This window comes from Streptomyces sp. NPDC056224 (genome assembly GCF_042267665.1).
Taxonomy (GTDB): domain Bacteria; phylum Actinomycetota; class Actinomycetes; order Streptomycetales; family Streptomycetaceae; genus Streptomyces.
Window position 1 is genome coordinate 83,757 of sequence record NZ_JBHJTK010000014.1, and the last position, 13,761, is coordinate 97,517.

At 72.5% G+C, this 13,761-nt stretch carries 15 protein-coding genes; 7 read left to right on the forward strand and 8 right to left on the reverse strand.

Translation table 11 applies throughout. From position 1 onward, the window contains the following. Positions 1-26: 26 nt before the first annotated feature. Positions 27-1,142, reverse strand: coding sequence for a magnesium and cobalt transport protein CorA (locus tag ACFCZ1_RS18850; RefSeq protein ID WP_328927502.1), 1,116 nt, complete (start codon positions 1,140-1,142; stop codon positions 27-29). A gap of 375 nt (positions 1,143-1,517) precedes the next feature. Here ACFCZ1_RS18850 and ACFCZ1_RS18855 point away from each other — a divergent pair, with 375 nt between their 5' ends. The 4 genes from ACFCZ1_RS18855 to ACFCZ1_RS18870 all read left to right on the forward strand — a co-directional run bounded on the left by ACFCZ1_RS18855 (position 1,518) and on the right by ACFCZ1_RS18870 (position 4,499). Next, positions 1,518-2,102, forward strand: coding sequence for a suppressor of fused domain protein (locus ACFCZ1_RS18855; RefSeq protein WP_376679393.1), 585 nt, complete (start codon positions 1,518-1,520; stop codon positions 2,100-2,102). Positions 2,103-2,160: 58 nt separating this feature from the next. Then, positions 2,161-2,805 (forward strand): DUF6758 family protein, encoded by a 645-nt coding sequence (locus ACFCZ1_RS18860; protein ID WP_376679394.1) that lies wholly within the window; start codon positions 2,161-2,163, stop codon positions 2,803-2,805. Positions 2,806-2,971: 166 nt separating this feature from the next. After that, a complete protein-coding gene (locus ACFCZ1_RS18865; RefSeq protein WP_376679395.1) occupies positions 2,972-3,838 on the forward strand; it encodes a PHP domain-containing protein in 867 nt (288 codons plus the stop codon). Positions 3,839-3,893: 55 nt separating this feature from the next. Next, positions 3,894-4,499: a MarC family protein gene (locus ACFCZ1_RS18870; protein ID WP_376679396.1), complete on the forward strand. Its 606-nt coding sequence runs from the start codon at positions 3,894-3,896 to the stop codon at positions 4,497-4,499. Positions 4,500-4,578: 79 nt separating this feature from the next. Here ACFCZ1_RS18870 and ACFCZ1_RS18875 read toward each other — a convergent pair whose 3' ends face one another. The 3 genes from ACFCZ1_RS18875 to ACFCZ1_RS18885 all read right to left on the reverse strand — a co-directional run bounded on the left by ACFCZ1_RS18875 (position 4,579) and on the right by ACFCZ1_RS18885 (position 7,906). Then, entirely contained in the window at positions 4,579-4,731 is a 153-nt protein-coding gene (locus ACFCZ1_RS18875; protein WP_376679397.1) for a hypothetical protein, read from the reverse strand. A 111-nt stretch (positions 4,732-4,842) separates the two neighbouring features. Beyond that, positions 4,843-5,712: an alpha/beta fold hydrolase gene (locus ACFCZ1_RS18880; protein WP_376679398.1), complete on the reverse strand. Its 870-nt coding sequence runs from the start codon at positions 5,710-5,712 to the stop codon at positions 4,843-4,845. A gap of 136 nt (positions 5,713-5,848) precedes the next feature. Then, positions 5,849-7,906 carry a DEAD/DEAH box helicase gene (locus ACFCZ1_RS18885; RefSeq protein ID WP_376679399.1) on the reverse strand — a complete coding sequence of 686 codons (2,058 nt, stop codon included), beginning with the start codon at positions 7,904-7,906 and terminating at the stop codon, positions 5,849-5,851. 450 nt (positions 7,907-8,356) lie between these two features. On the opposite strand from ACFCZ1_RS18885, the gene ACFCZ1_RS18890 reads away from it, so the two are divergent. Continuing rightward, complete coding sequence (locus ACFCZ1_RS18890) at positions 8,357-9,115, forward strand: ferritin-like fold-containing protein (RefSeq protein WP_376679400.1); 759 nt, start codon at positions 8,357-8,359, stop codon at positions 9,113-9,115. A 92-nt stretch (positions 9,116-9,207) separates the two neighbouring features. On the opposite strand, the gene ACFCZ1_RS18895 is transcribed toward ACFCZ1_RS18890, so the two are convergent. The 4 genes from ACFCZ1_RS18895 to ACFCZ1_RS18910 all read right to left on the reverse strand — a co-directional run bounded on the left by ACFCZ1_RS18895 (position 9,208) and on the right by ACFCZ1_RS18910 (position 10,971). After that, the gene (locus tag ACFCZ1_RS18895) at positions 9,208-9,510 is read right to left on the reverse strand and encodes a hypothetical protein (protein ID WP_376679401.1); all 303 of its coding nucleotides are present in this window, start codon (positions 9,508-9,510) and stop codon (positions 9,208-9,210) included. A 132-nt stretch (positions 9,511-9,642) separates the two neighbouring features. Continuing rightward, the gene (locus ACFCZ1_RS18900) at positions 9,643-9,870 is read right to left on the reverse strand and encodes a DUF3107 domain-containing protein (RefSeq protein WP_215149754.1); all 228 of its coding nucleotides are present in this window, start codon (positions 9,868-9,870) and stop codon (positions 9,643-9,645) included. Between the two features lie 117 nt (positions 9,871-9,987). Further along, positions 9,988-10,626, reverse strand: a complete 639-nt coding sequence (locus ACFCZ1_RS18905) for a TetR/AcrR family transcriptional regulator (RefSeq protein WP_266784876.1) — start codon at positions 10,624-10,626, stop codon at positions 9,988-9,990. 126 nt (positions 10,627-10,752) lie between these two features. Then, positions 10,753-10,971 (reverse strand): hypothetical protein, encoded by a 219-nt coding sequence (locus tag ACFCZ1_RS18910; protein ID WP_376679402.1) that lies wholly within the window; start codon positions 10,969-10,971, stop codon positions 10,753-10,755. A 130-nt stretch (positions 10,972-11,101) separates the two neighbouring features. Between ACFCZ1_RS18910 and ACFCZ1_RS18915 the strand changes: the two genes are divergently transcribed. Both ACFCZ1_RS18915 and ACFCZ1_RS18920 read left to right on the forward strand, forming a co-directional pair. Further along, positions 11,102-12,070 carry an alpha/beta fold hydrolase gene (locus ACFCZ1_RS18915; RefSeq protein WP_376679403.1) on the forward strand — a complete coding sequence of 323 codons (969 nt, stop codon included), beginning with the start codon at positions 11,102-11,104 and terminating at the stop codon, positions 12,068-12,070. Positions 12,071-12,075: 5 nt separating this feature from the next. Then, positions 12,076-13,479, forward strand: coding sequence for a DUF3152 domain-containing protein (locus tag ACFCZ1_RS18920; protein WP_376679404.1), 1,404 nt, complete (start codon positions 12,076-12,078; stop codon positions 13,477-13,479). The last annotated feature ends 282 nt before the right edge of the window (positions 13,480-13,761 follow it).

Below are 13,761 nucleotides of genomic sequence, written 5' to 3' on the forward strand. Positions count from 1 at the left end.
CAGGGTAGGGGGTGCTTCCCGGGGCGCTACAGCCAGCCGTGGCGGCGCAGCGCGCGGTGGATGGTGAAGCAGATGCCGACGATGGAGGCCATCACCATCGGGTAGCCGTACTTCCACTGGAGCTCGGGCATGTGCTCGAAGTTCATCCCGTAGACCCCGCAGATCATCGTGGGGACGGCGATGATCGCCGCCCAGGAGGTGATCTTGCGCATGTCCTCGTTCTGGGCGACCGTCGCCTGCGCGAGGTTCGCCTGGAGGATCGAGTTCAGCAGCTCGTCGAAGCCCACGACCTGCTCGTGCACCCGCGCCAGGTGGTCGGCGACGTCGCGGAAGTACTTCTGGATGTCGGGGTCCACCAGCCGCATCGGGCGCTCGCTCAGCAGCTCCATCGGACGCAGCAGCGGCGAGACCGCCCGCTTGAACTCCAGTACCTCGCGCTTGAGCTGGTAGATGCGGCCCGCGTCACCGCCGCGCGTACCGCCCTTCGCGGGCGCGGCGAAGACCTCGCTCTCCACCTCGTCGATGTCGTCCTGCACGGCCGCAGCGACCGCGATGTACCCGTCGACGACGTGGTCGGCGATGGAGTGCAGCACGGCCGAGGGGCCCTTGGAGAGGAGGTCCGGGTCGTCCTGGAGGCGGTGGCGGAGCCCCTTGAGGGAGCCCTGGCCGCCGTGCCGGACGGTGATGACGAAGTCGGGGCCCGTGAAGCACATCACCTCGCCGGTCTCCACCACCTCGCTGGTGGAGGTCAGTTCGGCGTGCTCGACGTAGTGGATCGTCTTGAAGACGGTGAAGAGCGTGTCGTCGTAGCGCTCCAGCTTCGGCCGCTGGTGCGCGTGCACCGCGTCCTCCACGGCCAGCGGGTGCAGGCCGAAGGTCGCCGCGATCCCCGCGAACTCCGCCTCGGTCGGCTCGTGCAGGCCGATCCAGGCGAAGCCGCCGTCCTCGCGGACCCGGCGGATCGCCTCACGGGGCGTCAGGCAGGCCGGCCCCAGCACGCGCCGGCCCTCGCGGTACACGGCGCAGTCGACCACGGCGCTGCTCGCCGACGGGTCGCGGGTGGTGTCGTATCCGGGCTGGGCCGGGCTGGACTTGCGCAGTGCCGGGCGGACGGCGGCACGGATGTAGGGCAGCATCGACATGGCAGGCTCCTTCGCGCGCACGGCTGCGGACCGTACGGGTGGGAGGCCTTCCGTGAGCGCGGGCAGGCAGCCCCGGCGGACGGAAGGAAACAGGACGGGAGGACAAAGTTCTGCCGTCGCTCTTCTACTGATCAGAAGATCAAAGGGGGCGGGAGGCGCCCGTCACAGAAGTGGAAGAGCGATTGGTACTGCACGATCGACTTCGATCCACCGCAGCCCCACCTCCTCCGGCCGGTCCCCCGTGAGAGACGTCCTGTCGTCCAGGCCTTGAAACAACGCGTCTGCGTGCGGCCCGAACCAGCTGTCAACACTATCAGCCGACGGATGGTCAAGACCCGCCCTTTACCCGGCGGATACGAGTTCTATGCTCGCTCCATGGCAGAAATTCTGGCCCTCGTGGAGGCTCGGCTCAGCACTGCGTTCGGCGTACCCGACGCACGCGCCGCCGTCACCTTCCTGGGCACCGACCGCATCGAGGTACTCCGCTTCACCGAGGGCGACCTCGTGCGGTACGCGACCCTCGGGATGTCCGCGCATCCGATGACCGACCCGACCGCCGTGGTCGCGGACCCCGTACGCGGGCCGCGCGCCGAGCTGGTCCTGACCGTACGGGGTGGACTGGCGCCCACCGACAAACTGCTCAGGCCGCTCGCGGTACTGGCCGCCTCCCCGCAGGTGGAGGGGCTGATCGTGGCCCCCGGAGCCTCGCTGGACGTGGGCGAACCGCTCTGGGACGGGGCCGCCTTCAGCTCCGTCCTGGTGGCGGAGCCGGGCGGTCTGGTGGAGGACCTGGAGCTGGACGAGCCCATGGACCCGGTGCGGTTCCTGCCGCTCCTGCCCATGACGGCGAACGAGGCCGCCTGGAAACGGGTGCACGGCGCGGCCGCCCTCCAGGAACGCTGGCTCGCGCGCGGCACGGATCTGCGGGATCCTCTGCGTACCGCAGTCGCACTGGACTGAGCCCGGACGGGTGATCGCGTCTTGACGGCGCGCCGGGCGGGGAGGAGCGTGGCTTCTTATGAGGGGCGAACCAAGTTGCCCGAAGTGCGGTGGCCGGGTCAGGGCGCCCGGTCTCTTCTCCGACTCCTGGCAGTGCGCGGTGCACGGCACTGTCCACCCCCTGCAACCCGTGATCCCGCCCAGCGTCGAGGGCCTGCGCGTGGTCGTCCACCGGACGCAGGTACCGGTGTGGATGCCGTGGCCCCTCCCGGTGGGGTGGCTGTTCACCGGCGTGGCGTCCGCCGGTGACGACCGCAGCGGGGGACGGGCGACGGCGGTGGCCTGCTCGGGGCCCGGACCGCTGGGCGGCATCGGCGAGCTGCTGCTGGTCGCCGAGGAGCTGGGCGTGGGGCTCGGCGCGCGGTTCGCGGGCATCGACGGTCCCGACCCCGGTACGTACATCGACGTATCGGCGCCACCGCACGCCAAGGTGGTCGCGGCCGGCCGGCCGACACCGCTGTGGCACGTCAAGGGAAGCCCCGACGACCGGGCCGTCTTCGCGGGCGAGGCCCGGGGCCTGTGGCTCTGGGCGATCGTCTGGCCGGAGCAGTCCGGCCTCCTGATGTACGACGAGCTCGTCCTCACCGACCTCCGCGACGCGGGAGCCGAGGTCGAGCTCCTTCCGTGCGGGGCGCTGAGCCCGCGCATCCTGGGCCCCGCCTAGTGCTGTGACCGGCAGGGTCCACCGGCACCGGCCGGCGCCGACCGGGAGGGGCCCTCGGCCCGGTTATCCTGGAGTGTCACCCCCGGCTGCCTCCCCCGGACTCCGTCCGGGTGGGACCCCGGGGAGGTGCCCCCACCGTCCGTACGAACGATCCTGGAGCCCGGCTGTGCGCATCGACCTGCACGCCCACTCCACGGCCTCCGACGGTACGGACACCCCCGCCGAACTGGTGCGCAACGCCGCCGCCGCGGGGCTGGACGTGGTCGCGCTGACCGACCACGACACGGTGGGCGGGTACGCCGAGGCCCTTGCCGCGCTGCCCGCAGGGCTGACGCTGGTGACCGGGGCCGAGCTGTCCTGCCGACTGGACGGCGTCGGGCTGCACATGCTCGCGTACCTCTTCGACCCGCAGGAGCCCGAGCTCGCCCGTGAACGGGAGCTCGTACGGGACGACCGCACGCCCCGCGCCCAGGCGATGGTCGGCAAACTCCGGGCGCTCGGCGTGGACGTCACCTGGGAGCAGGTGGCCCGGATCGCCGGCGAGGGTTCCGTGGGGCGCCCGCACATCGCGACCGCGCTCGTCGAGCTGGGCGTCGTGCCCACCGTCTCGGACGCCTTCACGCCCGACTGGCTCGCCGACGGCGGCCGCGCCTACGCCGAGAAGCACGAGCTCGACCCCTTCGACGCCATCCGCCTGGTCAAGGCGGCCGGCGGCGTCACCGTCTTCGCGCACCCCGCGGCCGTCAAGCGCGGCGAGTGCGTGCCCGAGTCCGCGATGGCCGAGCTGGCGGCGGCGGGCCTGGACGGCATCGAGGTCGACCACATGGACCACGACACCGCCACCCGCGCGCGTCTGCGTGGCCTGGCGGCGGAGCTCGGGCTGCTGACCACCGGGTCCAGCGACTACCACGGCAGCCGCAAGACCTGTCGCCTCGGGGACTACACCACCGATCCCGAGATCTACGGCGAGATCACGCGCCGCGCGACCGGGGCCTTCCCCGTCCCCGGCGCCGGCGGAGGCGTCCGCGCGTAAGCGCCGCTCCGCCCTTCCCGCTTTTCTTCACACCCCTCACCTGCAAGGCATCACTGTGTTCGACTTCGCCGTCTTCGGATCCCTCTTTCTCACCCTTTTTGTGATTATGGACCCGCCGGGGATCACGCCGATCTTCCTCGCCCTGACCTCCGGCCGCCCCGTCAAGGTGCAGCGCCGGATGGCCTGGCAGGCGGTCTGCGTGGCCTTCGGCGTCATCGCCGTCTTCGGGCTCTGCGGCCAGCAGATCCTGGACTACCTGCACGTCTCCGTCCCGGCGCTGATGATCGCCGGTGGTCTGCTGCTCCTGCTCATCGCGCTCGACCTGCTCACCGGCAAGAACGACGAGCCGAAGCAGACCAAGGACGTGAACGTCGCCCTCGTCCCGCTGGGCATGCCGCTGCTGGCCGGGCCCGGCGCGATCGTGTCCGTGATCCTGGCGGTGCAGAAGGCCGACGGGTTCAGCGGGCAGGTGTCCGTCTGGTGCGCGATCGTCGCCATGCACATCGTCCTGTGGATCACGATGCGCTACTCGCTCGTGATCATCCGGGTCATCAAGGACGGCGGTGTGGTCCTCGTGACGCGCCTCGCCGGCATGATGCTCTCCGCGATCGCGGTCCAGCAGATCATCAACGGCGTGCTCCAGGTGGTCCGGGGCGGCTGACCGCACGCCACGGGACGCGAGAACGCCCCCGCACCGGCATCGGTGTGGGGGCGTCGACGTGTGTGCGGTGTGTGCAGCGTCAGCAGGACGCCGTCCCGGCCGGTCGGATCAGAATGCGCTGGCCGACTGCGGCGGCCTGCTGCACGATCCGGTTGACGGAGGCCGCGTCCACGACGGTGCTGTCCACGGCGGATCCGTCGACGTCGTCCAGGCGCAGAATCTCGAAGCGCATGGGGCTTCTCCCTTCGTCGGTGTTTCTCCTTGCAGAGGGTTCAACGAAGTGTAAGAAGCAAACATTCCCTACGCTAAGGAAATTTTTTCACTTGCTAACGAGTGTGGGCGGTCAGCGGCCCCAGGAGTCCCAGAACACGACCAGGGAATCGGCTGTGACCTGCGGATTCTCTGCGTTGGGGGAGTGCTCGGCCCCCTCGACGACCACACGCGACGCACCCAAGCGGTCCGCCATGTCATCCATCAGCGGCACCGGCCAGGCGTAGTCCACCGCTCCGGACAGCACCAGCTTGGGGAGCGGGACGCCCGCCAGCTCCGCGACCCGGTCCGGCTCCGAGAGCAGCACCCGGCCCGTGGCGATCAGCTGCTCGGGGACGGTGGCCAGCCACCGCCCGCGCAGGAAGGCCGCCAGCTCGGGGGAGTCCGGGACGGCGTCCTGCGGGTCCTGCGCGCGCATCGCCTCCCACACCGCCGGCATGCTGTCAGCGGGCGCCGTCTCGCGCAGTGCCTCCAGCGCGGACACCAGCAGCTTGGTGCGCGCCTGCTGCTCCGGCGAGATCGCGGCGGGCCCGCTGCTCATCAGGGTCAGCGAGGCGAAGGGCGCCGCATCGCGCAGTACGGCCGTGCGCGAGATCAGCCCGCCGAGCGAGTGGCCGACGAGGTGTACGGGCCCCGCGCCCAGGGCGCGGACCTGCGCGAGGACGTCCTGGGCCAGCTCCTCCAGGGCGTACGCCGACTCCTCGCGCGGCCCCGGGGTCTCGTACTGGCCGCGCCCGTCCACCGCGACCACCCGGTACCCGGCGGCGGCCAGCGGTTCCAGGAGGGCGATGAAGTCCTCCTTGCTCCCCGTGAAGCCCGGGACCAGCAGGGCGGTTCCCCGGACGGCCTCGCCCGCCTCGTGCACGGCGAAATCGCCACGGGCGGTCGAAAGGCGGCGGGCGCGGGCGACGGACGGCAGGGTGAGACGCGGCGGCTTGCTCATGGCCCGAGGTTACCGGCCCGTACGAAGTGCTGAGGCGGCCCGTACGAGGTGCTGCGGCAGCCCGTACGAGGTGCCGCGGCGGGATACGCCGACGGCCCGGCCCCCTGCGACAGGGGACCGGGCCGTCGGGCCGTGCTCACGCCTCGGGCGCGGCCGCGGCCTTGCGGGTGCGGGTGCGCTTCGGCTTGGCCGGAGCTTCCTCGGCGGCCGCGGTGGCCGGAGCCTCCGGGGCTGCCTCGGCGGCCTTGCGGGGCCGGGTGGTGCGGCGGGCCTTGACCGGCTCCACGGGCGGGGCCATCTGGAAGTCCGGCTCCGGGGCTGCCTCGGCGGCCTTGCGGGGCCGGGTGGTGCGGCGGGCCTTGACCGGCTCCAGGGGCGCGGCCATCTGGAAGTCCGGCTCCGGGGCGGCGGCGGCCTTGCGCGGGCGCACGGCACGGCGGGGCTTCTCCGGGGCTTCCTCGACCGGGGCGACCGGGGCGGCCGGGGCGGCCTCCGCGACCGGAGCGGTCTCGGCGGCCTTGCGGGTCCGGGTGCGCTTCGGCTTGACCGGAGCCTCCTCGGCCACCGCGGCCGGGGCCTCGACCACGGCCGCCTCGGCGACCGGGGCGGCCTCGGCGGCCTTGCGGGTCCGGGTGCGCCTCGGCTTGACCGGAGCCTCCGGGGCGGCCTCGGCGACCGCGACGGCCACCTGGGCCGGGGCCACGGCTACCGCAGTCGCCTCGACGGCGGGCGCCGGGACGAGCGCGGCACCGGCGGACACGCGGGTCCGGCGGCGGCGCGGCCTGCGCGGCTCGTCGGCGGCCGGAGCCTCGAGAGCCTCGGCGGCGACGGGCGTGACGGCGTCGGACTCGGCGCCCAGCTCGGACCCGCCCCGCGTACGGCGGCGCTGACGCGGCGTACGGGTACGGGCCGGACGCTCCTCGGTCACCACGGCCGCCGCGGCCGGGCCGGAGCGCCCGCCACGGCCACCACGGCCGCCGGTCTCACCCAGGTCCTCGAGGTCCTCGGCCTTCAGGCCGGCCCGCGTGCGCTCGGCGCGCGGCAGGACACCCTTGGTGCCGGCCGGGATGTTCATCTCCTCGAACAGGTGCGGGGAGGTGGAGTACGTCTCGACGGGGTCGTGGAAGTCCAGCTCCAGCGCCTTGTTGATCAGCTGCCAGCGCGGGATGTCGTCCCAGTCGACCAGGGTGACGGCGATGCCCTTGTTGCCCGCGCGGCCGGTGCGGCCCACACGGTGCAGGAAGGTCTTCTCGTCCTCCGGCGTCTGGTAGTTGATGACGTGGGTGACACCCTCGACATCGATACCGCGCGCGGCGACGTCGGTGCACACCAGCACGTCGACCTTGCCGTTGCGGAACGCGCGCAGCGCCTGCTCGCGCGCGCCCTGGCCCAGGTCGCCGTGGACGGCGCCGGACGCGAAACCGCGCTTCTCCAGCTGCTCGGCGATGTCGGCCGCCGTGCGCTTGGTGCGGCAGAAGATCATGGCAAGGCCACGGCCCTCGGCCTGCAGGATGCGGGAGACCAGCTCCGGCTTGTCCATGTTGTGCGCACGGAAGACGTGCTGCTTGATGTTGGCGACGGTCACGCCCTCACCCTCGGGCGAGGTGGCGCGGATGTGCGTCGGCTGCGTCATGTACCGGCGGGCCAGGCCGATGACCGCGCCCGGCATGGTCGCCGAGAACAGCATGGTCTGACGCTTCGGCGGCAGGTAGTTGATGATCTTCTCGACGTCGGGCAGGAAGCCCAGGTCGAGCATCTCGTCGGCCTCGTCCAGGACCAGGGCGCGGACGTGCGACAGGTCGAGCTTCTTCTGACCGGCCAGGTCGAGCAGGCGGCCCGGGGTGCCGACGATGATGTCGACGCCCTTCTTGAGCGCCTCGACCTGGGGCTCGTACGCGCGGCCGCCGTATATGGCGAGCACGCGGACGTTGCGGACCTTGCCCGCGGTCAGGAGGTCGTTGGTGACCTGGGTGCACAGCTCGCGGGTGGGAACCACCACGAGGGCCTGCGGGGCGTCGGTCAGCTGCTCGGGCTTGGCCCGGCCCGCCTCGACGTCCGCGGGGACGGTGACCCGCTCCAGCAGCGGAAGGCCGAAACCGAGCGTCTTGCCGGTTCCGGTCTTGGCCTGGCCGATGACGTCCGTGCCGGAAAGGGCGACGGGAAGGGTCATCTCCTGGATCGGGAAGGGGGACACGATGCCGACGGCCTCAAGGGCTTCGGCGGTCTCGGGGAGAATCCCGAGGTCTCGGAACGTAGTCAGGGTGCTGCCTCTTCTGTGAGACGCGGCGCGAGGCGGCGAGGGGGGTCGTACCGTGCCGGGCTTGCAGTACTGCTACGTACGTACGAAGCTGCGCGGGACCACTAGCCTTCGCTCAAGCGCTTGTGCCGCTGAGGGGGCCCCTCAAGGGTGGCGGCACATGAACGCACGCACCACGCAGAGGGCGGGTCGGTTGGAGCCGATCGGGCCACCGACCGGGCATCCTCATTCGGATGGCCCGCCGAGTATCCGGCAGGCGCATTACCACTGTACCCCGGAATCGCGCAGCTGTGTCGGGCGAATTCACCGGCCCGGCGCGTTTACGTGGACGGACGGTGTGGATGTGTGGTGGCGTGGGCCGCCTGCCGGACGGCTATTGTGCGGAGCATGTCGACCGTTGAAAACGCCTCGCCCGCCGACGACGGCGCCCCCGCCGAAACCTCGGGCATCGCCGCCCAGGACTGGGCGACCGCCTCTGCCTCGCCGCAGTACCGGGCCGCCGTCGTGGACCTGCTCGGCGCGCTCGCGTACGGCGAGCTCGCGGCCTTCGAGCGCCTCGCGGAGGACGCGAAGCTCGCGCCCACCCTCGACGACAAGGCCGAGCTCGCCGCCATGGCCTCCGCAGAGTTCCACCACTTCGAGCGGCTGCGCGACCGGCTCGCCGCGATCGACGCGGAGCCCACCGCCGCCATGCAGCCCTTCGCCAAGGGCGTTGACGACTTCCACCGCCAGACCGCGCCGTCGGACTGGCTGGAAGGCCTGGTCAAGGCCTACGTGGGCGACTCGATCGCCAGTGACTTCTACCGCGAGGTGGCCAGCCACCTGGACACCGACACCCGCGCCCTCGTGCTCGGCGTGCTCGACGACACCGGCCACGGCAACTTCGCCGTCGAGAAGGTGCGCGCCGCCATCGAGGCCGACCCGCGCTGCGGCGGCCGCCTCGCCCTGTGGGCACGCCGGCTGATGGGCGAGGCGCTCTCGCAGGCCCAGCGCGTGGTCGCCGAGCGCGACGCGCTGTCCACCATGCTGGTCGGCGGCGTCGACGGCATGGCCGCGGGCTTCGACCTCGCCGCCGTCGGCGAGATGTTCACCCGGATCACGAAGGCGCACACCAAGCGGATGGCGGCCCTCGGCCTCGCCGCCTAGGCGTCGTTCCCCGCGCACGTACGCCGGCCCCGGCACGGAATCCTCCGCGCCGGGGCCGGCGTACGTGAACGATGAGGGGCCGGGATCAGGGGTCAGCCCCGTGACGGGAGTGAAAACGGAGTCCTGTGCGAGGGCCTGCGGGGCCCGGCGGCCGGCCGGAGCAGCAGGGACAGGACCACGGCCGACACCAGCACGGCCCCGACGAACGTCGCGGTCAGCGTGTTGTGCCCGGGGCCGAGCGCGAAGTGCGTCAGATAGGCCCCGAAGAGCGCCCCGAGCACCCCGCTGACCAGCACCACCCTCCGGTCGGGCAGCCGGCTGGCGAGCGCGCGGGCGGCGGTCGCGGACAGGGCGAGCCCCAGCAGAGCCGAGCCGAACGTCTCCATCAGCAGCATGGGTTCCCTCCCACACGTCGGGGCATACCGGATCACTGCCGTCCTACCCGAAGCGGAGGAAAGGGAAACGGCCCGGTGGATCCAACCACCGGGCCGTTTCACTCAGTTCTCGGCACGTCACGTGCCGCCGCGTCAGAGCGCGCCGAAACCGACCTTGCGCGCGCTCGGCTCGCCCAGGTCGACGTACGACAGGCGGTCGGACGGCACCAGGACCTTGCGGCCCTTGGTGTCGGTGAGGCTGAGCAGCGGCGCCGTACCGGACAGCGCGGCGGCGACGATGGTCTCCAGCTCCTCGGCGCTCAGGTCGCTCTCCAGCACGATCTCCCGGGGTGCGTGCTGCACGCCGATCTTGACCTCCACGGCTTTGTCCCTCCGACGATCCGGTTCGCGCGATCAGCCGCGCCGTACGCGGTCCACATTAGCCCGGAGAGGGGACGCGGACCGCGCGGAGCGGACATGCTCGCAGCGAACAGCCACTCAGCCCTCGGTGCCGTGCAGCGGGAATCCGGCGATGCCGCGCCACGCGAGCGAGGTCAGCAGGCCGACCGCCGTGTCCCGGGCGACCGGGCTCTCGCTCGACAGCCAGTACCGGGCCACCACCTGCGAGACCCCGCCCAGTCCCACGGCCAGCAGCATCGACTCGTCCTTCGACAGGCCCGTGTCCTCGGCGATGACGTCCGAGATGGCCTCCGCGCACTGGAGCGAGACCCGGTCGACGCGCTCGCGCACCGCCGGCTCGTTCGTCAGGTCGGACTCGAAGACCAGCCGGAAGGCACCGCCCTCGTCCTCCACGTACGCGAAGTACGCGTCCATCGTGGCGGCCACGCGCAGCTTGTTGTCGGTCGTCGACGCGAGCGCGGTGCGCACGGCGAGCAGCAGGGCCTCGCAGTGCTGGTCCAGCAGCGCCAGGTAGAGGTCGAGCTTGCCGGGGAAGTGCTGGTACAGCACCGGCTTGCTCACCCCGGCCCGCTCGGCGATGTCGTCCATGGCCGCGGCGTGGTAACCCTGCGCGACGAAGACCTCCTGAGCCGCGCCCAGCAGCTGATTGCGCCGGGCCCGGCGCGGCAGTCGCGTGCCCCGCGGTCGCGCTGCCTCGGTCTGCTCGATGGCTGTCACGCCGCCTCCCACTTTCTCTAAGAACACAGTGCGCTCTGCGCCGCGCCGCCATCGTACTTTTCGGTAACCGAATCTGGTGGGTTCAAGCCGACTTTTCTCGCGGTACGGACCGGTCGGATGCGCTGGTCAGCGGTAGTCGTCGTCGTCCAGCGGCACCACCCGGGCCTGCTCGACCGCGTCGCCGTCGGTGGCCTCGCCGCGCTCCACACCGGTGACCCGGTCATCGTCCTCCGGCGGCTCCGCCTCGGTCAGCTGTTCCGCCAGGTCCGCCTCCGGCGCCTCGGGGTCGATGGATTCGGGAAACGGCTCCCGGAAGGTGTCCGGTTCCGCAGGGTCGACAGTCATACCACTCCCCTCGCTTCCTTCTTCTCCTATGAGCCTATGAGGATCGCGGGTGCCCCGCTATGCGGATCCGCATGCGTCTGTGACGGCGAACACAAGAAGTGGAGTGTGATCGTCTCGTAACATTGCCCGCATGTCTTCGACCGAGCTGCCCGGCGTACGGTCCGCCGCCGAGCCGACTTCCCCGGCGGGAGCCGTCCGCGTGGCCGACGGAGAGCAGCTGCGCACCGTCGCGCTGCCCGGGCTGGAAGTGGCCGTCCGGGGGCGTCCGTCCGTGCGCGCGGACCTGCCGCCCGCGCTGTTCGTCCACGGACTCGGCGGTTCCTCGCAGAACTGGTCGACGCTCATGGCGCGGCTGGCGGACACCGTCGACGGCGAGGCCCTCGACCTGCCCGGCTTCGGCTGGTCCCCGCCGCCCGCCGACCGCGACTACTCCGTCACCGCGTTCGCCCGCGTGGTCATCCGGCACCTCGACGCCGCCGCGCGCGGGCCGGTCCACCTGATCGGGAACTCCCTCGGCGGCGCCGTCTCCACCCGCGTCGCGGCCGTCCGGCCCGACCTCGTGCGCTCGCTCACCCTGGTCTCGCCCGCCCTGCCCGAGCTGCGCGTCCAGCGGGCCGCCGTGCCGACGGCGCTGCTCGCCGTGCCCGGCATGGGCGCGCTGCTGGCGCGGCTGGCGCAGGGGCTGACCGCCGAACAGCGCACCCGGGGAGTGACGGAGCTCTGTTACGGGGACCCCGCGCGGGTGACACCGGAGGGCTTCCGCGACGCCGTGGAGGAGATGGAGCGGCGGATGGCCCTGCCGTACTTCTGGGAGTCCCTGAGCCGCTCCTCGCGCGGCATCGTCGACGCCTACACCCTCGGTGGGCAGCACGGGCTGTGGCAGCAGGCGCAGCGGGTGCTCGCGCCGACGCTGCTGGTCTACGGTGGCCGGGACCAGCTCGTCTCGTACCGTATGGCGCACAAGGCCGCCGCCGCCTTCCGGGGTTCGCGGCTGCTGTGCCTGCCCGAGGCCGGGCACGTGGCGATGATGGAATATCCCGAGGTGGTGGCCGCCGCCTTCCGGGAGCTGCTCCTGGACACCGAAGACGGCAGAGGCTGAGAACCGTGGGACGACATAGTCGCAAGGACCCCGCCCCGGCTCCCGCCCCTGCCCCGGCCCGCCCGGCGCAGGTGTACGAGGAACCGGCTGCGTACGAGCAGGCGTTCCCGTACGAGGACCCGTTTCCGTACGGGGACCAATTCCCGGACGAGGGACGTGCCCCGTTCGAGGGACGCGCACCGTACGCGGAACCGCGCACCCGGCAGTGGCCCGAACCCACCGTCACCCACCAGGGATACGCGCCCCAGGAGCGGTCCGTTCCCGGCGGCCACCCCGAGCAGCGCGAGCCCGGCGGCGCCTGGGGCACTTCGTCCGGCTCCGTGTACGGCGACTGGCGCGGGATCCCGCGGGCCCGGACCGCGACCGCCCTGCTCGACACCGACACCCCGGCCTACGGCACCCCCGCCGTGGGCTTCCCGCAGGTCGTCCTGCCGGAGCCGGCGCCGGCGCCGATGCGCGCCCCGGCGCCCGGACCCGCACCCGACCCCGTCACGTCCACCGGATCGCACCGCCGCGTGCCCGGGCCGCGCACGCCGGCCGACGCCCCGGCGGAGCAGCCCGGCCCCGGCTCCGGCCCCGGCCGCAGCCGCAAGGTCCGCGCCTACACCGGCGCGGCCGCCGTGGCGGTCACCGCCGTCGTCGCCGTCGTCGTCGCGGGCCAGGTGCTCCACCACGGCGAGACCGCCCAGCACGGCACGCTCGCCGCCGGCGACAGCGGCCGGGCCGAGGCGCCCACCTCCCGTTCCGACGGCCGCCCGACGCCGGACGCCGCCGCCGGCGGCGGCGCGCAGCCGGCCGCGCCCGAGCTGACGTACGAGCAGAAGATGGCCCAGCAGCTGCCGATCGACGAGAAGCTCGCCGGGCCCGGCACCTTCGACACCGTGCCCGGTGTGGCCAAGGCCCCCGGCAAGGGCAAAGTCGTGCGCTACCGGGTCGACGTGGAGCAGGGCCTGGGCCTGGACCCGCAGCTGTTCGCCGAGGCCGTGCACCGCACCCTCAACGACGACCGCAGCTGGGGCCACGGCGGTGCGAAGACCTTCGAGCGGGTGCCGGGCGGCGAGGCCGACTTCGTGATCACCCTGGCCAGCCCGGGGACCACCGGGACGTGGTGCGCCAAATCGGGGCTGGACACCACCGTCGACAACGTCTCCTGCGACTCGGCGTCCACCGAGCGGGTGATGATCAACGCGTTCCGCTGGGCCCAGGGCTCGGCCACGTACGGCCCGGACCAGATGCTCGCCTACCGCCAGATGCTCATCAACCACGAGGTCGGCCACCGGCTCGGACACGGCCACGTGAACTGCCGCACCCCGGGCGCGCTCGCGCCGATCATGCAGCAGCAGACCAAGTCCCTCGACATCGACGGGATCCAGTGCAAGCCCAACCCCTGGGTCTTTCCCGGCAGCTGACCGGTCACCCGGCCGTCCGCACCGGCGGCCCCGCCGCACCGGCGCCCGGTCCCGGACCGGCCGCGCGGCGCCGTGCGCCGCGGCGGGAGATCTTCGTGTAGGACACCCCTTCCTAGCGTGCTCGAACGCGAACCGTACGGGAAAGTTACGACTCTTCACCCCTTCCGGTGGCGGGGGGGGGCCCCCGCCCCCGCGCCCCCCGCGGAAGCACGGGGGTGTTTAAGCGGCGGGGGGGGCGCCCCCCCCCCCCCCCCCCCGCGCCCCCAGGGGGGGGGGCCCCCA